A 17,398-nucleotide genomic window follows, 5' to 3' on the forward strand; every position below is an offset into this window, starting at 1 on the left:
CTCAACGTCCCTGTCTGGAGATGGTGACCGTACTCGTCAAGGAGTCGGTCTCACTGGCCGTAGACGAGCGGGGCGACGAAGCCGATCAGTGCGAGGGCCTCGGCGAGGGCGAACCCAAGGAAGGCGTAGGTACGGGTGAGGCCGGCGGACTCGGGCTGGCGGGCGGTGGCCTGGATGTAGGCGGCCCAGACCAGACCCACACCGATGCCGGGGCCGATCGTGGCGATGCCGTAGCCGACCGAGCCGATGCTGCCGGTCAGTTCTGCCAGAACGTCCATTGCGAGTGTGCCTCCTGTGTCGGTCGCCCAGTGGGTACCGGGCGGCTGGCGGGGTCGTGCGGGTGGTGCAGTTCAGGACGACCATCACTGGTCGAGGTGGAGCGGTCGGTCAGTGCGCGGCCTCGACCGAGCCGTTGAGGTAAGTGCCCATCAGCATCGTGAAGACGTAGGCCTGCAGGAAGATGATGAGCAACTCGAAGAAGGTCATCACGATCGCCATGATCGCCGACAGCGGGAAGAAGATCATGGAGAAGTTGCCGACCTGGAACAGGTAGACCGCGCCCAGCGCGAAGGTCACCAGCAGCATGTGGCCGGCGAACAGGTTGGCGAAGAGCCGGATCGCCAGGGTGAACGGCCGCACGATGAAGTTCTGCAGCAGCTCCAGCGGCGTCACCAGGATGTAGGCGGCCTTCGGCACGCCCGGCAGGAACATGATGTCGCGGAAGTAGGGCCACAGACCCTGGTTCTTGATGCCGACCGCGATGTAGACGACCCAGCAGATGAGCGCGAGGACCAGCGGGAAGGAGAACCGGGCCATCGGCGAGATCTGGATCCCGGGGATGATCGCCAGCGCGTTGTTGGCCAGGATGAAGAAGAACAGCGAGGCGAGGAACGGGGCGAACGGCAGCCCCTTGGGCCCGACCACGTCGCGGGCGATGCCGTCGCGCACCAGCGAGTAGCCGGACTCGCCGACGAACTGCAGGCGGCCGGGGACGATCTCGGCCTTGCGGGCGGCCATCACCAGGAAGACCAGGATCGCCGCGGTGGCGAGCCACAGCGCCAGGATGATCCGGTCGATGTCGAACTGGATGCCGAGGGCCGAGAAGCCGAAGAGCGTCTCCGGGAAGAACTCACCGACGCCGGGGGGCGTGAAGCCGCCGCCGGGGTCGCTCTCCACAGCGAGCACGTCGGCGAGCGCGTGGGCGCTGGAGGTCACCGTTGTCCCTTCTGCGTCCTGGGCCGGCTCCGTCGTCCGCCCGAGGTGGTGCTGGCGCCCTGCCCGGGGACCGGGTCGAGCGCACCGTACTTCTTGACCACAACGTAGATGGCCACCGTCACGCCGAGCACCACGCCTACCGGCAGGAAGAAGATCGTCTCCAGCCACCGGTCGAGCAGCCACCCGACCCCGCCCCACACGGCCATCCCGGAGATCATGGTCCCGGTGACCGCCCAGCCCATGTCCGCCCCGCTGGGCTGACGACCCGGGCTGTCGGGTCGTGGTCGGGCTTCCCCGCGAACGGGCAGGTCCTCGGCCATCGAGTCGGACACTATCAGCCGCGTGTCGCGCCCTCTGCGGGTCCGTCGCCCGCCCCACCCGGCGGCGCCGGCGGGGGCACGTAGAACAACTGCCGGGTCCACACCCAGCGCAGCTGCACCACGCTCCACAGCAGCGCCCCGGCGACCACCGTCCAGGCCATCACCCGGCGGTCGGGCCAGCCGTCCTCCGGCAGCCCGGTCAGCAGCGGAAAGAGCAGCACGGCCTTGAGCCCGAAGGTGCCCAGCGCGGCCGGCAGCGTCCAGGTGTCGTCGACCCGGCCGGCCCAGCCGACCACCGCGCCGGAGACGCAGAAGAAGAAGCTGACCACGGCGCTGCCGAGCAGCACTGTCAGGGCATCCGCCCAGCTCAGCGCGATGCCGACGACCAGCGCGGCGACCGCGGCCAGCACGGTGGTGACCAGCACGCCGACCCGCAGGAACGACAAATCCCACGGCACGGCCGACCGGTCCGGCGTCCCCGCGGTCATCGCCGCACCCCCGCCGGCGGGGCCGCGCCGGCCCTGGTGGGCACCGCGTCGGGTTCCGTCGGGACGACCTCGGCCGCACCCCTCCCCCGCGCCGCGCGGGTCGCGGGGTGGGCGGTGCGGCTGCGTTCGCGCATCGCGGCCAGCTCGGCCTGCCGGGCGGCGATCGCGGCGCGCCGGGCGCGCGGGCTGAGGACGACGACCACGCCGACGACGAGCAGCGCGCCGATCACCACGAGCACCTCGACGGTGCCGCCGGTGATGGACAGCGCGACGGCGCCGAAGCTCAGCAGGGCGGCCCAGAAGTACATGATCAGCACCGCCCGGCGGTGCGAGTGACCGATGGACAGCAGCCGGTGGTGCAGGTGCATCTTGTCCGGGGCGAACGGCGACTGGCCGCGCAGACTGCGCCGGACGACGGCCATGAGCAGGTCGACGAAGGGGATGAAGAGGACCGCCACCGGCACCAGCAGCGGCAGGGTCAGCGGGAGCAGGCTGGCCGCGGAGCCCAGCGTCTGCGAGTCGGTCTGCCCGGTGGCCGAGACCGCGGCCGCGGAGAGCATCAGCCCGACCAGCATCGACCCGGAGTCGCCCATGAAGATCCGGGCCGGGCTGAAGTTGTGCGGCAGGAAGCCCAGGCAGGCGCCGGCCAGGACGGCGGTGATCAGCGCCGGGGCGCTGGCGACGTCGTCGTAGCCGATGTAGCCCAGGTGGTAGCTGTAGGCGAAGAACGCCAGGGCGGCGATCGCCGAGACGCCCGCGGCCAGGCCGTCGAGGCCGTCGATGAAGTTCAGCGCGTTGACGGTGAGCACGGTCAGCAGCACGGTGGCCGGCACCCCGACGTCCGGGCCCAGCGACAGGGTGCCGATGTCGGCCACCGGCAGGAACACGTAGGCCAGCTGGACGCCCAGCAGCACCATCACCCCGGCCGCGGCGATCTGACCGGTCAGCTTGGTGAGCGCGTCGAGACCGAACCGGTCGTCGAGCACCCCGAGCAGGCAGATCAACCCGCCGGCGACCAGCACGGCCACCGTCTGCGAGCTGAACTCGAAGCTCCGCTGCAGCGACGGCAGCTGCGAGGCGACCAGCACGCCGGCGGCCACCCCCAGGTACATCGCCACTCCCCCACCGCGCGGGGTGGGGATGACGTGCACGTCGCGGTCGCGGACCGCCGCCATCACCTTGAAGCGGACCGCCGCCACCCGCACCACGGGGGTCGCCAGGAAGGTGACCAGACCCGCGGCGAGCAGGACGACGGCGTACTCGCGCATGCGATCAGCGGGCCGTCGTGCGCGTTCCGGACGGACGGGTCATCGCGGTGCACTCCAGAGCGGTGGTGGGACGTCGGCGCCCGCCGCGCCCGGGGCGGGACAACGTGGCTGGACACGCCACGGTATCCCGTGCCCGCGCCCCTCCCCTGGCAGACAGCTGTGAACTGCGCTCGCGTCCGGCCTGCTAGTCGGTGACCTCGGGCACGATCTCGCGCAGCCGCTCGACGTCGATGGCGCCGTGCCGGAGCACCCGCGGGGTCGGCGCGGTGCAGTCGACGATCGTGCTCGCCGCGCTCCCGGTCCGCGGCCCGGCGTCGAGCACCACGGCGGCGTGCTCGCCCAGCTGGGCCACCGCCTCCTCCGCGGTGGTCGCCGCCGGCCGGCCGGAGCGGTTGGCGCTGGAGACCGCCAGCGGGCCGGTGCGCCGCAGCAGGTCGCGGGCCACGTCGTCGTCGGGCAGGCGGACCGCCACCGTGCCCTCCGCGTCGCCGAGGTCCCACGCCAGCGAGGGCGCGTGCTCGACCACCAGGGTCAGTCCGCCCGGCCAGAACGCCTCGGCCAGGGCGTGGGCGACCTTCGGGACGGTCGCCACGAGGCCGGCCAGGGTGGACGCCTCACCGATGAGCACCGGTGTGGGCATGCTGCGACCGCGGTTCTTGGCGGCCAGCAGCCGGGTGACGGCCGCCGGGGTGAAGGCGTCGGCGGCGACGCCGTACACCGTGTCGGTGGGCACGAGGACGAGGTCACCGCGCGAGATGGCGACCGCCGCGGCGGTCAGCCCCTGCTCGCGCTGGTCGGGGTCGCTGCAGTCGAAGACGTCGGGCACGAGTGCGCAGTCTGCTCCACCGGACCTGGCCCGCCGCGAACAGGTGGACGGCCGGCTACCTGGCGGGGTGGTGCCCCGCCCGCTGGGCCGTGGCGTAGCGCGGCCGGCCGGCGAGGTCGGCGTGGTCGGTCACCTCGGTCCAGCCGCCGTGCGCGCGCACCAGCGCCGGCAGCGACGCCCCCTGCTGGTCGGCGTGCTCGATGCCCAGCCACCCGCCGGGCCGCAGCAGGCGGGCCGCGGTGTCCAGCAGGCCACGGACGACGTCCAGACCGTCCGGGCCGCCCCACAGCGCCAGCGGCGGGTCGTGGTCGGCGACCTCCCGGGGCAGCCCGGCGCCGTCGGGCACGTAGGGCGGGTTGGAGACGACGACGTCGACCGCGCCGTCGAGCTCGCCGAGCAGGTGCGGATCGGTCATGTCACCGGCGCGCACGTCGACCGGGGCGTCGCCGGCGGCGGCCCGGGCGCGGGCGTTGTGCCGGGTCCACTCGATCGCCCCCGCGTCGCGTTCGACGGCGACCACCCGGGCACCGGGGTGCTCGTGGGCGACGGACAGCGCGATCGCCCCCGAGCCGGTGCCCAGGTCGACGACGAGGGGCGCGTCCCGACCGGCGATGCGGTCCAGCACCCAGCCGGCGATGAGCTCGGTCTCCGGGCGGGGCACGAACACCCCGGGCCCGACCGCGAGCTCCAGGTGCCGGAAGGGGGCGGTGCCGGTGAGGTGCTGCAGCGGCACGCGGTCGGCGCGGAGCTCGACCCACCCGGCGAACCGGTCGACGGCGCCCGCGGGCACGTCCCCGGCGGTGAGGAGCCCGGCCCGGGACGTGCCCAGGACGGCGGCGAGCAGCAGCTCGGCGTCGACCCGCGGCGACTCCACCCCGGCCTCGGCGAGCCGCCGCGCGGCGTCGGCGAGCAGGGTGCGGGCGGCGGTCAGGAGCCGGCCGCCATCAGCTCGGCGGTGTGCGCGGCGGTGAGCGCGTCGATCACCGGGTCCAGCTCGCCGTCCAGCACCTGGTCGAGGTTGTGCGCCTTGAAGCCGACCCGGTGGTCGGAGATGCGGTTCTCCGGGAAGTTGTAGGTGCGCACCCGCTCGCTGCGGTCGACGGTGCGGACCTGGCTGCGGCGGGCGTCGCTGGCCGCCGCGTCGGCCTCCTCGCGGGCGGCGGCGAGGAGCCGGGAGCGCAGCACGCGCAGCGCGGACTCGCGGTTCTGCAGCTGGCTCTTCTCGTTCTGCGAGCTGACCACGATGCCGCTGGGCAGGTGGGTGATCCGCACGGCGGAGTCGGTGGTGTTCACGCTCTGCCCCCCGGGGCCGGAGGAGCGGAAGACGTCGATGCGCAGGTCGTTCGGGTCGACGCTGACGTCGACCTCCTCGGCCTCGGGCAGCACGAGCACGCCGACGGCGGAGGTGTGGATCCGCCCCTGGGACTCGGTGACCGGCACCCGCTGGACCCGGTGCACGCCGCCCTCGAACTTCAGCCGCGACCAGACCGCCTCGGTGCCGCGCGCCTTGATCGCGACCGCGACGTCCTTGTAGCCGCCCAGCTCGGCGGGCACGGCGTCGAGCACCTCGGTGGACCAGCCCTGGCGCTCGGCGTAGCGCAGGTACATGCGGAGCAGGTCCCCGGCGAACAGCGCCGACTCGGCGCCGCCCTCGCCCGCCTTGATCTCGAGGATGACGTCCTTGTCGTCGTCGGGGTCCTTCGGCAGCAGCTGCTCGGTGAGGTGCTGGGTCAGCTCGGTGATGCGGGTCTGCAGGGCCTCGGCCTCGGCGGCGAAGGAGTCGTCCTCTTCGGCCAGCTCCCGTGCCGCGGCCAGGTCGTCGCGGGCGGCGTCCAGCGCGCGGGCGGTCTCGACCACCGGGGCCAGCCGGGCGTAGCGACGGCCCAGCCGGCGGGCGCGTGCGGTGTCGGCGTGGACCGCCGGGTCGGCGAGCTCCAGCTCGAGTTCGGCGTGCTCGCTGAGCAGCCCGGCCAGCCGGTCGCTGCCGGTGTCACTGCTGCTCACGCACACGCTCCTGCGAGGAGGGCAGAAATGGCCATTTCTGCCCGGGCTGGGTCCGGACATGACGACGGCGCCCGCCCCGCCCCGGTGCGGGGCGGCGCGGGCGCCGTCGGAGGTGTTACTTCTCGGCGCCGGCGGCGCGCTTGCCGAACCGCTTCTCGAAGCGGGCGACGCGGCCACCGGTGTCCAGGATGCGCTGCTTGCCCGTGTAGAAGGGGTGGCAGGCGGAGCAGGTCTCGACGGTCAGCGTGCCGCCGGGAGCCGTGCTGCGGGTGGTGAACGTGTTGCCGCAACCACAGGTCACCTGGGTGACGTTGTAGTCGGGGTGGATGTCGGCCTTCATGCCGTGCACCCTCTCTCTGGTCTCGGGATCTGGTGGTTCGTTCGCTGCCCGGGCCGGGCGGAGCCCCGGCAGCGCAGGCTCGACTGGCCAGTGTACGGGGCTATTCCTTGTCGCCGACGCCGAGCGTCGTCTTCTGCACCTGCATGAGGAACTCGACGTTGTTGCGGGTCTTCCGCATCCGGTCGAGCAGCAGCTCCAGCGCCTGCTGGGGCTCCAGCGCCGACAGCACCCGGCGCAGCTTGATGACGATCGCCAGCTCGTCGGGCGAGAGGAGGATCTCCTCCTTGCGCGTGCCCGAGGCGTTGACGTCGACGGCCGGGAAGACCCGCTTGTCCGCCAGCCGGCGGTCGAGCTTGATCTCCGCGTTACCGGTGCCCTTGAACTCCTCGAAGATGACCGTGTCCATCGTCGAACCGGTCTCGACCAGCGCCGAGGCGATGATCGTCAGCGAGCCGCCGTTCTCGATGTTGCGGGCGGCGCCGAGGAAGCGCTTGGGCGGGTACAGCGCCGTGGAGTCGACACCGCCGGAGAGGATGCGCCCGCTGGCGGGGGCCGCCAGGTTGTAGGCGCGCCCCAGCCGGGTGATCGAGTCCAGCAGGACGACGACGTCGTGGCCCATCTCGACCAGGCGCTTGGCCCGCTCGATGGACAGCTCCGCGACGGTGGTGTGGTCCGCCGGCGGCCGGTCGAAGGTGGAGGCGATGACCTCGCCCTTCACCGACCGCTGCATGTCGGTGACCTCCTCGGGCCGCTCGTCGACCAGGACGACCATGAGGTGGCACTCGGGGTTGTTCGTGGTGATCGCGTTGGCGATCGACTGCAGCACCATCGTCTTGCCGGCCTTCGGCGGGCTGACGATCAGCGCCCGCTGACCCTTGCCGATCGGCATGACCAGGTCCATGACCCGGGTGGTCATCAGGTGCGGCTCGGTCTCCAGCCGCAGGCGGTCCTGCGGGTAGAGGGGGGTGAGCTTGGTGAAGTCCGGGCGGTTGCGGGCCTGCTCCGGGTCCATCCCGTTGACCGAGTCGAGGCGGACCAGCGCGTTGTACTTGTCCTTGCGCTCGCCCTCGCGGGGCTGGCGGACGGCGCCGGTGATCGCGTCGCCGCGGCGCAGGCCGTACCGGCGCACCTGGGACAGCGACACGTAGACGTCGTTCGGGCCGGTCAGGTACCCGGAGGTGCGGACGAACGCGTAGTTGTCCAGCACGTCGAGGATGCCGGCGACCGGCAGCAGGACGTCGTCCTCGCTGACCGCGGGCTCGCCCTGCTCGAACCGGTCGCGCCCGCCGGCCTGGCCGCCACGACGGTTGCGGTCGCGGTAGCGACGACCGCGGCGGCGGCCGCCGCCCTCGAAGTCGTCGTCGTCCTCGTCGTTGCGGACGTCGCTGCGGTCGGTGCGCTCGTTGCCCCGGGCACCATCACGCTGCTCGGCGCGGTCGTTCCGGTTGCGACCGCTGCGGTTGCCCCGCTCGTCGCGGTTGCCCCCGTCGCTGTCGCGGTCGGTGCGGTCGCGGTCGGTGCGGTCGCGGTCGTTGCGGTTGCGCCCGCCGCGCTCCTCGCCGTCCCGGCCCCCGTCGGAGCGGGCGGCCCGGTCCTCACGGGGGCCGCGGTCCTCGCGGTTGCCCCGGTCCTCGCGGTTGCCCCGGTCCTCACGGTTGCCCCGGTCGTCGCGATCCTCGCGGGTCGCCTCGCCGTCCCGGTCCGCGCGGTTGCGGTCGCGGTTGCGACCGGGGCGCTCACGCTGCGGGCGCTCGCCCTCGGTCCGGCCGTCGGCCGGGGTGCTCTCCGTGGCCGGGGCGGTCTCCGTGGCCGGGGCGGTCTCCGTGGCCGGGGCGGTCTCCGCGGCCGGGGCGGTCTCCGCGGCCGGGGCGGTCTCCGTGGCCGGGGCGGTCTCCGCGGCCGGGGCGGTCTCCGCGGCCGGTGCGTCAGTGGTGCCCGCCTCCGGAGCCGCGTCGCCGCCGCGGGCCGGCGCACCGGCGGGACGGCTCGCCGCACGTCGGCGCCGACCCGTCGGGGCCGCCTCGGCGGGGTCGGCGTCGGCGGTGGTGACCGGCCCACCGTTGGCGCCGCCGCTGACGGGCGCCTCGAGGGGTGCCGCCGAGGTGGCGGCCCCGCCGTCGGCGCGGGGCGCCGGGACGGCCGGGCTGTCGGTGGTCAGGGCATCGCTGCTCTGGGCGTCGGTGCTCTGGGCGTCGCCGGCCGTGGTCCCGCTCGGCGGCGGGGACGCCGGTGCACTCACCTGGCGCTCGGAGATGGCGGCGACCAGGTCGCTCTTGCGCATCTTCGCGGTGCCGGGGATGCCCAGCTCACCGGCCAGGCGCTGCAGCTCGGGGAGCAGCATGCCGGACAGCCCGCTGCCGCGACGGCGGGAACGGGGAGCCGTTCCGGTGCCGGCAGCTGCCTCGTCGGACGGGGCGGCGTCGCGCGCGCCGTCGATGAGGTCGGAGGTCTCGCTCACGTACAGGTCCTTCCCTGCGGTGACCTGCGCCTACCAGCGCAGGAGGTACCCGGTCCCGGGGGCGGCAGGAGCCCGGAGGCTCGTGGCGACCATGCGGAGGCGTCGGGTCTGTGGATGCGGGCCGAGGATCGAGGAGACGATCACCGAGAGAGGGTCATCCGTCTGCAACGTCCCGCGTGAGGCGCGCCCGAGGGCGGCTACGTGGTCAGCCTAGATGCCGGCCGACTCACGCCACAACACCGGCTGCCACCAGTGTGTTCCCGGGCATCACAACCGTACCGCACGCCCCGCCCCGTGGACGACGGCGCCGTCGCCGTCCACCGACAGGGGCATGCAGCGCCACCCGTTCGGGGTGTGCCCGGCCAGTGCGTCGACCGCCTCGGGGCCGGGCGCGAGCACCAGCACGCACGGCCCGGCGCCGGAGACGACCGCGGCGTGCCCGGCGGCGCGCAGCCGGGCGAGCAGGGCGGCGCTGTCGGGCATGGCCGGGGCGCGCTGCGCCTGGTGCAGCCGGTCCTCGGTGGCCTCGAGCAGGAGGTCGGGGGCGGCGGTGAGCGCGTGCACGAGCAGTGCGGCGCGCCCGGCGTTGGCGGCGGCGTCGGCGTGCGGCACGGAGGCGGGCAGCAGCCCGCGGGCCAGGTGCGTCGAGAGGGTCGCCCCGGGGACGAAGAGCACGGGGATGACCTGCGGCCGGACCGCCAGCCGCACCGCGCGGGCACCGGCCGGAGTGGTCCAGGACAGCGTCGCACCACCCAGCAGGCAGGGCGCCACGTTGTCCGGGTGCCCCTCCAGGTCCGAGCACAGCCGCAGCACCGCCGCCTGGTCCACCTCGGTGACGTCGGGGCACAGCGCCCAGGCCGCGAGCACCCCCGCGGTCACCGCCGCGGCCGAGGAGCCCATCCCGCGGCCCTGCGGGATGCCGTTCGTCGCGGTCAACCGGAGACCGGGAGGCGACCAGCCGAGCTCCGCGCACGCGGCCCGGAACGCCTGCACGACCAGGTGCGACTCGTCGGTGGGCAGGTCGGCCTCACCCTCCCCCGCCACGGAGACCGTCAGTCCGCCGTCGGTGACCGCGAGCTCCAGCTCGTCCCAGCAGGTCAGGGCCAGGCCCGCGGAGTCGAACGCCGGCCCGAGGTTGGCGCTGGTCGCCGGGACCCGGATGCGGACGCCGTCAGCCACCGGTGGTGAGGCCCAGCTGGGCGGCCGCGGCCGCGGCGTCGACCGGGACGGTGACGGGGGCGGGGGCGCCCGAGATCGCCCACTCCGGGTCCTTGAGGCCGTTGCCGGTGACCGTGCAGACCACCCGCTGGCCGGGCTCGAGCCCGCCCGCCTCGGCGACCTGCAGCAGCCCGGCGACCGAGGCCGCGGACGCCGGCTCGACGAAGACCGCCTCCGAGCGGGCGAGCAGCCGGTACGCGGCGAGGATCGCCCGGTCGGTGACCGCGTCGATCCGGCCGCCGGACTCGTCGCGGGCGGCCAGCGCCTTGGTCCAGGACGCGGGGTTGCCGATCCGGATGGCGGTGGCGATGGTGCTGGGCTGCTCCACGACCCGGCCGGTGACGATCGGCGCCGCGCCGGCCGCCTGGAAGCCCCACATCCGCGGGGTGCGGGTGGCCGGGCCGTCGGCGGCGTACTCGCGGTAGCCCTGCCAGTAGGCGGTGATGTTGCCGGCGTTGCCGACCGGCAGGCAGTGCACGTCGGGGGCGTCGCCGAGGACGTCGACGATCTCGAACGACGCGGTCTTCTGGCCCTCGATCCGGTACTGGTTGACGCTGTTGACCAGGCTCACCGGGTAGTCGATGGCCAGCTTGCTGGCCAGCGCCAGGCAGTCGTCGAAGTTGCCCTCGACCTGCAGCAGCTTGGCCCCGTGCACCAGCGCCTGGGCGAGCTTGCCGGTGGCGATCTTCCCCTGCGGGACGAGGACGGCGCAGACCAGCCCGGCGCGCGCGGCGTAGGCGGCGGCGCTCGCGCTGGTGTTGCCGGTGGAGGCGCAGATGACCGCCTGCGCGCCCTCCTCCAGCGCCTTCGTGATCGCCATGGTCATGCCGCGGTCCTTGAACGACCCGGTGGGGTTGGCGCCCTCGACCTTCAGGAACACCTCGCACCCGGTGCGGCGCGAGAGCTCGGCGGCGGGCACCAGCGGGGTGGCGCCCTCCTGCAGCGTCACCACCGGGGTGCTGTCGCTCACCGGCAGCCGGTGCCGGTAGGCCTCGATCAGCCCCGGCCAGTACGGGGAGACCGCTCCCCGGAGTCCCGCAGTGGTCATGACAGCCCCTCCACGCGCAGCACGCTCGTCACGCCGCGGACGGCGTCCATCTCCCGCAGCCGGCTCACCGTCGTCGCCAGGGCGGCGTCCGGTGCCCGGTGGGTCACGATCACCAGGGTCGCGGCGTCACCGTGCCCGTCCTGCCGGACGGTGGCGATGCTGACCCCCTGGGCGGCGAACTCCTGGGCGACCGTGGCCAGCACGCCCGGGACGTCGGCCACGTCGAGGCTGACGTGGTAGCGGGTGGGCGTCTCGGCCATCGGCCGCACGGCCAGCCCGGCGTACCCCGTGGTGCCCGGGCCGGCGGCGCCGGTCAACCGGTTGCGGGCCACCGCGACCAGGTCGCCGAGCACGGCGCTGGCGGTCGGCTCGCCCCCGGCCCCCTGGCCGTAGAACATCAGCTCACCGGCGGCGTCGGCCTCGACGAAGACGGCGTTGAAGGCGCCGCCGACCGCGGCCAGCGGGTGCGTGGTCGGGATCATCGCCGGGTGCACGCGGACGGCGATCGAGTCCTCGCCGCCGCCGTCGGCGGCCGGCACCCGTTCGCAGATCGCCAGCAGCTTCACCGTGCAGCCGATCTCCGCGGCCCGGGCGACGTCGCTGGCCGAGACCGCGGCGATCCCCTCCCGGTACACGTCGGAGGAGCTCACCGGGGAGTGGAAGGCCAGCGAGGCGAGGATGGCGGCCTTCGCGGCGGCGTCGAACCCGTCGACGTCGGCGGTCGGGTCGGCCTCGGCGTACCCGGCCTCGGTCGCCTCCGCCAGCGCCTCACCGAAGCCGGCGCCGGTCTCGGCCATCCGGGACAGGATGTAGTTCGTCGTGCCGTTGACGATGCCGACGACGCGGCGCAGCTGGTCACCGGCGAGCGACTCGCGCAGCGGACGCAGCAGCGGGATGGCCCCGGCCACCGCCGCCTCGTAGTAGAGGTCGACGCCGGCCTCGGCGGCGGCGGCGTGCAGCGCGACGCCGTCCTCGGCCAGCAGCGTCTTGTTCGCGCTGACCACCGACTTGCCGGCACCGATGGCGGCCAGCAGCAGGGTGCGCGCCGGCTCGATGCCGCCGATCACCTCGACCACCAGGTCGACGTCGTCCCGGGTGACCAGGGCCTCGGCGTCGGTGGTGAGCAGCTCGGCGGGGACCCCCGGGTGCCGGTCGGGGCGGCGGACGGCGACGCCGGCCACCTCCACCCGGCGGCCGACGCGGGCGGCGAGGTCGTCGGCCTGCTCGGAGAGCAGCCGCAGCACCGCGCTGCCGACGGTGCCGCAACCGAGGAGGGCGACCTTCAGGGAGTCACTCACGAGCGGGCTCCAGCGGGGTGCTCGGGGGCCGGCTGATCGATCGCCGGCGAGGGGGCGGGGACGGACGCGAGGACAGCGTCGAGTGCGAACACGTCGGCCAGTGTCTGCCGCCGGACGATCTCGGTGGCGGCGCCGTCCCGGACGGCGACGACGGGCGGCTTGAGCAGGTAGTTGTAGTTGCTCGCCATCGACCAGCAGTAGGCGCCGGTGGCGGCGACGGCGAGCAGGTCGCCGGGCTGCACGTCCGAGGGGAGCCACAGGTCGCGGACCAGCACGTCGCCGCTCTCGCAGTGCTTGCCGACGACGCGGCACAGCGCCGGCGCGGCGGTGGAGGTGCGGTTGGCCAGCACGCAGGTGTAGGAGGCGTCGTAGAGGGCGGTGCGGATGTTGTCGCTCATCCCGCCGTCGACCGAGACGTAGTTGCGCACCAGCGGGGCACCCGGCGTGCCGCTGGAGCCCAGCCGGACCGGCTTGATGGTGCCGATCTCGTACAGCGTCACGGTGCCCGGCCCGGCGATGGCCCGCCCCGGCTCCACGGCCAGCCGGGGCACCGGGAGCCCCAGCTGGGCGCACTCGGCGGCGACGACGGTGCGCAGCTTGGCCGCGACGTCCCCGGGGGTGACCGGGTCGTCCTCGGGCAGGTAGGCGATGCCGAACCCGCCGCCGAGGTTCAGCTCGCCGAGCACCTCGCCGGTGGCCTGGTGCACCTGCCCCAGCAGGCCCACCACCCGGTGCGCGGCGGCCTCGAAGCCGGCGGTGTCGAAGATCTGCGAGCCGATGTGGCTGTGCAGGCCGGCCAGGTGCAGCGCCGGCTCCCGGATCACCCGGACCGCGGCGGTCAGCGCGTCGCCGGTGGCCAGCGAGAAGCCGAACTTCTGGTCCTCGTGGGCGGTGGCGATGAACTCGTGGGTGTGCGCCTCGATGCCGACGGTGCTGCGGATGAGCACCGGCACCGGCGTGCCGCCGGCGGCGACCCGGGCCTCGGCCAGCGGCACCAGCCGCTCGATCTCGTCGAAGGAGTCGAGCACCACGTGCCCGATCCCGGCGTCGACGGCGAGCTGCAGCTCGACCAGGGACTTGTTGTTGCCGTGCAGCGCGATCCGCTCGGCGGGGAAGCCGGCGGCCAGCGCGACGGCGAGCTCGTTGCCGCTGCAGGCGTCCAGGAACAGCCCGTCGTCGGCGATCCAGCGGGCCACCTGCCCGCACAGGAACGCCTTGGACGCGTAGTGCACGTCGGCCGGCAGCTGCGGGTCGGCGAAGGCGGTGGCGAAGTCCGCGGCCCGGCCGCGGAAGTCGCCCTCGTCCAGCACGAACAGCGGGGTGCCGTGGTCCCGGGCCAGCTCGGTGACCGGCCGGCCGCCCAGGTGCATCTCGCCGTCGACCCGGGTCGCCGAGCGCGGCCAGACGTGTGGGTCGAGCGCGCCCAGGTCGGTGGGCGGGGCGCCCGCGGCGGGGGGCGGGGTCAGCGTGCCGTGCAGCGGACCGGCCGGGTGCGCCCTCACATCCGCTCCGGCGCGGAGACCCCGAGCACGTCCAGGCCGTTGCGCAGCACCGTGGCGGTGGCCGCGCACAGCCACAGCCGCGCGGTGGTCACCGGGGTCGCCTCCTCGTCGCCGCGGGGCAGCACCCGGCAGGAGTCGTAGAACCGGTGATAGGTGCCGGCCAGCTCCTCCAGGTAGCGGGCCACCCGGTGCGGCGCGCGCAGCTCGGCGGCCGAGGCGACCACCCGGGGGAAGTCGCCGAGCGCGCGCAGCAGGTCGCCCTCGCGGGGGTGCGCCAGCGCGGCGGGGTCGACGTCGCCGGCCTCGCCCAGCGTCAGCCCCAGGTCGGCCGCTCCGCGGAGCACCGAGGAGATCCGGGCGTGCGCGTACTGGACGTAGAAGACCGGGTTGTCGTTGGTCTTCCGGGTCCACAGGTCGATGTCGATGTCGATCTGCTGGTCGACCGAGGCCCGGGCCAGCGCGTAGCGGGCGGCGTCCACGCCGACCGCCTCGACCAGGTCGTCGAGGAGGACGACGGTGCCGGCCCGCTTGCTCATCCGCACCGGCTCGCCGTTGCGCAGCAGGTTGACCAGCTGGCCGATGAGGATCTCCAGGTTGGTGTCCGGGTCGTCGCCGGTGGCCGCGACCAGCGCCTTGTACCGGCCGACGTAGCCCGAGTGGTCGGCGCCGAGCATGATCACGACCTTGTCGAAGCCGCGCTCGCGCTTGTCCAGGTAGTAGGCGCAGTCGGAGGCGAAGTACGTCGTCTCCCCGTCGGCCTTGACCAGCACCCGGTCCTTGTCGTCGCCGAACGTCGTCGTGCGCAGCCAGACCGCGCCGTCGGCCTCGTAGACGTGCCCCTGGTCGCGCAGCCGCTGCACCGCCTTCTCCACCGCACCGGAGGAGTACAGGCTCAGCTCGGAGAAGAAGACGTCGTACTCGACGCCGAGCGCGGCCAGCGAGCTGCGGATCTCGGCCACCATCAGCTCGACGCCCCGCGTCCGGAAGACCGGGACCTGCTCCGGCTCCGGCCGCTCCAGCAGCCCCGGCTCGGCGGCCAGCACCTGGCCGGCGATCTCGCCGATGTACTCCCCCGCGTAGCCGTCTTCCGGGACCGGCCGGCCCAGCGCCGCCGCCTGGAGACTGCGGGCGAACCGGTCGATCTGGGCACCGGCGTCGTTGAGGTAGTACTCGCGGGTGACGTCGGCGCCGGAGGCCTCCAGCAGCCGGCCCAGCGCGTCACCGACCGCCGCCCAGCGGGTGCCGCCGATGTGCACCGGGCCGGTGGGGTTGGCCGAGACGAACTCCAGGTTCAGCCGCTGCCCCGCCAGCACCTCGGTGCGCCCGTAGGCCTCGCCCGCGGTCACCACCCGGACGGCGATCTGCCCGAGGGCGTCCTTGGCCAGGGTGACGTTGAGGAAGCCGGGGCCGGCGACGTCGACCGCCGCCACGCCCTCGTGCTCGCGCAGCTGCCCGGCCAGCAGCTCGGCCACCTCGCGCGGCGGCCGCCCGGCCGGCTTGGCCAGCCGGAGCGCCACGTTGGTGGCGTAGTCGCCGTGCTCGGGGTTCTTCGGGCGCTCGATGACGACGTCCTCCGGGACGGCGACGGCGAGGTCGCCGCGCTCCACGGCCGCCGCGACAGCGGACCGGACGACGTCACTGAGCTGCTCGGGTGTCACCCGGCGAGCGTACTGAGCGGCTCGGCGGCCCGGAGCGGGCACAGGTCGGTGACCTCCGGGGCGCGGTCGGCGACCTCCAGGGAGCGCACAGGTCGGCGACCTAGACTCGCCCCCGCCCGGGCCAGGCCCCGGCAGCGACCTGCGGGGGCACCAGGCACCCGCGGAGCAGCACCGCAGCGAGGAGAGGCAGTTGGCCAAGGACCCCAAGCCCGGAACCGGTCGCCCGTCCGGCGGCGCCTCCCGCGGGGGGTCGGGGGCCCAGCGGTCCGGCGGGCGCGGGCGCACCCGTCCGCCGGTGAACGTGGTCACCCCGCAGCGGCCGTGGGGGCTGATCGCCGCGGCGGTCGCCGTCGCCGTCTTCGCCGCCGCCATCCTCACCTACGCCGTCATCACGGTGAACCGGTCCAACGCCAACCGGATCACCTCCGCCGACCAGCTCGAGGGGCTGGCGACCTACGAGTACGCCGGCGCCGAGCACGTGGTCACCGGGGTCGACTACACCGAGACCCCGCCGGTGGGCGGGCCGCACGACAACGAGTGGGCCGACTGCACCGGCACCGTCTACGACGTGCAGATCCGCCCGGAGAACGCGGTGCACAGCCTCGAGCACGGTTCAACCTGGATCACCTACGACCCGGACCTGGTCAGCGACGACGACCTCGCGACGCTGGAGGAGCTGGTCGACGGGCGCGCCGGGCTGATGCTCTCCCCGTGGCCGGGGCAGGGCGCCCCGATCAGCCTGCAGTCCTGGAACCACCAGCTGACCGTCGACTCCGCGACCGACGAGCGGGTCGAGCAGTACGTCGACTTCTTCACCCTGAACGCCCAGTTCCACCCCGAGCCGGGCGCGAGCTGCGACAACCCCGCGTTCCTCAACGAGCCGCTGGCCGTCGGGGACGCGAGCCGCTACGCCGGCACGGGCGACCAGTCGATGACCGACGTGCCCAGCGACGCCCCGGTGAGCTCCACCCCGGCCGGCGCCGGCGACCCGACGCCCTGATGGCGGCACCGGCGACCGCGGACACCACCCCCGGACGACCGCGCTGGCTGACCGCGCTGCTGATCAGCGTGATCGCCGTCGGCATGCTCGTGGCCGGCGGCGGGCTGGCCGTGGCGCTGGGCATCGGCGCCGAGGAGACCCCGGCCGCGGACTCGGTGGACGCCGGGTTCGCCCGGGACATGTCCCGCCACCACCTCCAGGCGGTGCAGATGGCCAACCTGGCGATCACCCGCAGCGAGGACCCGGAGGTGCAGCAGCTCGCCTTCGACATCTCGGCCACCCAGACCAACCAGGTCGGCCGGATGCAGGGCTGGCTGTCCCTGTGGGGGCTGCCGCTGACCAGCGGCGAGGTCATGGGCTGGATGGACAACGGCACGATGGCCGGGATGGACCACTCCGACCACGGCGGCGAGGGCGCTGCGCTGATGCCCGGCATGGCGACGGACGCCGAGCTGGCGCAGCTGCGCACCGCGACCGGCACCGAGTTCGACGTGCTTTTCCTGCAGTTGATGACCCGGCACCACCAGGGCGGCCTGGAGATGGCCCAGTACGGCGCCGAGCACGCCCAGCGGGCCGCGGTCCAGCGGCTGGCGGAATCGATCGCGCAGAGCCAGACGGCGGAGACCGCGACGATGGCCGCGATGCTCCGCGAGCGCGGCGCGGCACCGCTCCCCTTCCCCTGACCCCACCGGCTCGGCCGACCACCGGGACTGGTAGCTTCTTCCCCGGCGCCGAGCGATCGGGCGCCGCGGCAC

Annotated in this window: 17 protein-coding genes; 2 read left to right on the forward strand and 15 right to left on the reverse strand. The window is 74.2% G+C overall.

The features are described 5' to 3' along the window. Positions 1-50: 50 nt before the first annotated feature. The 15 genes from atpE to argS form a co-directional block, all read right to left on the reverse strand. The gene (atpE, locus tag ACI783_RS10475; protein WP_456598025.1) at positions 51-278 is read right to left on the reverse strand and encodes an ATP synthase F0 subunit C; all 228 of its coding nucleotides are present in this window, start codon (positions 276-278) and stop codon (positions 51-53) included. Between the two features lie 109 nt (positions 279-387). Continuing rightward, positions 388-1,215, reverse strand: a complete 828-nt coding sequence (gene atpB / locus ACI783_RS10480; RefSeq protein ID WP_457140392.1) for a F0F1 ATP synthase subunit A — start codon at positions 1,213-1,215, stop codon at positions 388-390. Beyond that, positions 1,212-1,421, reverse strand: coding sequence for a hypothetical protein (locus ACI783_RS10485; protein WP_457140393.1), 210 nt, complete (start codon positions 1,419-1,421; stop codon positions 1,212-1,214). The genes atpB and ACI783_RS10485 overlap by 4 nt, the downstream gene beginning before the upstream one ends. Before the next feature lie 128 nt (positions 1,422-1,549). Next, positions 1,550-2,023: a hypothetical protein gene (locus ACI783_RS10490; RefSeq protein WP_457140394.1), complete on the reverse strand. Its 474-nt coding sequence runs from the start codon at positions 2,021-2,023 to the stop codon at positions 1,550-1,552. Beyond that, positions 2,020-3,291, reverse strand: a complete 1,272-nt coding sequence (locus ACI783_RS10495) for a glycosyltransferase family 4 protein (protein ID WP_457140395.1) — start codon at positions 3,289-3,291, stop codon at positions 2,020-2,022. Before ACI783_RS10495 ends, ACI783_RS10490 begins: the two co-directional genes overlap by 4 nt. 184 nt (positions 3,292-3,475) lie before the next feature. Then, a complete protein-coding gene (locus tag ACI783_RS10500; RefSeq protein WP_457083634.1) occupies positions 3,476-4,117 on the reverse strand; it encodes an L-threonylcarbamoyladenylate synthase in 642 nt (213 codons plus the stop codon). Between the two features lie 55 nt (positions 4,118-4,172). Then, positions 4,173-5,048: a peptide chain release factor N(5)-glutamine methyltransferase gene (prmC, locus tag ACI783_RS10505; RefSeq protein WP_457140448.1), complete on the reverse strand. Its 876-nt coding sequence runs from the start codon at positions 5,046-5,048 to the stop codon at positions 4,173-4,175. After that, positions 5,045-6,121: a peptide chain release factor 1 gene (gene prfA / locus ACI783_RS10510; RefSeq protein WP_457140396.1), complete on the reverse strand. Its 1,077-nt coding sequence runs from the start codon at positions 6,119-6,121 to the stop codon at positions 5,045-5,047. Before prfA ends, prmC begins: the two co-directional genes overlap by 4 nt. Before the next feature lie 115 nt (positions 6,122-6,236). Next, positions 6,237-6,461 (reverse strand): 50S ribosomal protein L31, encoded by a 225-nt coding sequence (rpmE, locus tag ACI783_RS10515; RefSeq protein ID WP_457083638.1) that lies wholly within the window; start codon positions 6,459-6,461, stop codon positions 6,237-6,239. 100 nt (positions 6,462-6,561) lie between these two features. Next, complete coding sequence (rho, locus tag ACI783_RS10520; RefSeq protein WP_457140397.1) at positions 6,562-8,919, reverse strand: transcription termination factor Rho; 2,358 nt, start codon at positions 8,917-8,919, stop codon at positions 6,562-6,564. Between the two features lie 267 nt (positions 8,920-9,186). Next, positions 9,187-10,098, reverse strand: a complete 912-nt coding sequence (thrB, locus tag ACI783_RS10525) for a homoserine kinase (RefSeq protein ID WP_457140398.1) — start codon at positions 10,096-10,098, stop codon at positions 9,187-9,189. Continuing rightward, positions 10,091-11,185, reverse strand: coding sequence for a threonine synthase (gene thrC, locus ACI783_RS10530; protein ID WP_457140399.1), 1,095 nt, complete (start codon positions 11,183-11,185; stop codon positions 10,091-10,093). Before thrC ends, thrB begins: the two co-directional genes overlap by 8 nt. Beyond that, entirely contained in the window at positions 11,182-12,483 is a 1,302-nt protein-coding gene (locus ACI783_RS10535) for a homoserine dehydrogenase (protein ID WP_457140400.1), read from the reverse strand. Before ACI783_RS10535 ends, thrC begins: the two co-directional genes overlap by 4 nt. Beyond that, complete coding sequence (gene lysA, locus ACI783_RS10540) at positions 12,480-13,985, reverse strand: diaminopimelate decarboxylase (protein ID WP_457140401.1); 1,506 nt, start codon at positions 13,983-13,985, stop codon at positions 12,480-12,482. The genes ACI783_RS10535 and lysA overlap by 4 nt, the downstream gene beginning before the upstream one ends. Further along, the gene (argS, locus tag ACI783_RS10545; RefSeq protein ID WP_457140402.1) at positions 13,982-15,643 is read right to left on the reverse strand and encodes an arginine--tRNA ligase; all 1,662 of its coding nucleotides are present in this window, start codon (positions 15,641-15,643) and stop codon (positions 13,982-13,984) included. Before argS ends, lysA begins: the two co-directional genes overlap by 4 nt. Before the next feature lie 295 nt (positions 15,644-15,938). On the opposite strand from argS, the gene ACI783_RS10550 reads away from it, so the two are divergent. Then, entirely contained in the window at positions 15,939-16,643 is a 705-nt protein-coding gene (locus ACI783_RS10550; protein ID WP_457140403.1) for a DUF3105 domain-containing protein, read from the forward strand. Then, positions 16,643-17,326 (forward strand): DUF305 domain-containing protein, encoded by a 684-nt coding sequence (locus ACI783_RS10555; protein ID WP_457140404.1) that lies wholly within the window; start codon positions 16,643-16,645, stop codon positions 17,324-17,326. The genes ACI783_RS10550 and ACI783_RS10555 overlap by 1 nt, the downstream gene beginning before the upstream one ends. Positions 17,327-17,398 lie beyond the last annotated feature (72 nt).

The organism is Modestobacter sp. SYSU DS0511, from assembly GCF_054050755.1.

Excerpts from the sequence above, each read along its gene's own strand:
- ACI783_RS10490 (WP_457140394.1), bottom strand. The coding sequence starts at position 2,023 with ATGACCGCGGGGACGCCGGACCGGTCGGCCGTGCCGTGGGATTTGTCG.
- ACI783_RS10555 (WP_457140404.1), top strand. The coding sequence starts at position 16,643 with ATGGCGGCACCGGCGACCGCGGACACCACCCCCGGACGACCGCGCTGG.
- thrC (WP_457140399.1), bottom strand. The coding sequence starts at position 11,185 with ATGACCACTGCGGGACTCCGGGGAGCGGTCTCCCCGTACTGGCCGGGG.
- atpE (WP_456598025.1), bottom strand. The coding sequence starts at position 278 with ATGGACGTTCTGGCAGAACTGACCGGCAGCATCGGCTCGGTCGGCTAC.
- rpmE (WP_457083638.1), bottom strand. The coding sequence starts at position 6,461 with ATGAAGGCCGACATCCACCCCGACTACAACGTCACCCAGGTGACCTGT.
- ACI783_RS10495 (WP_457140395.1), bottom strand. The coding sequence starts at position 3,291 with ATGCGCGAGTACGCCGTCGTCCTGCTCGCCGCGGGTCTGGTCACCTTC.
- ACI783_RS10485 (WP_457140393.1), bottom strand. The coding sequence starts at position 1,421 with ATGGCCGTGTGGGGCGGGGTCGGGTGGCTGCTCGACCGGTGGCTGGAG.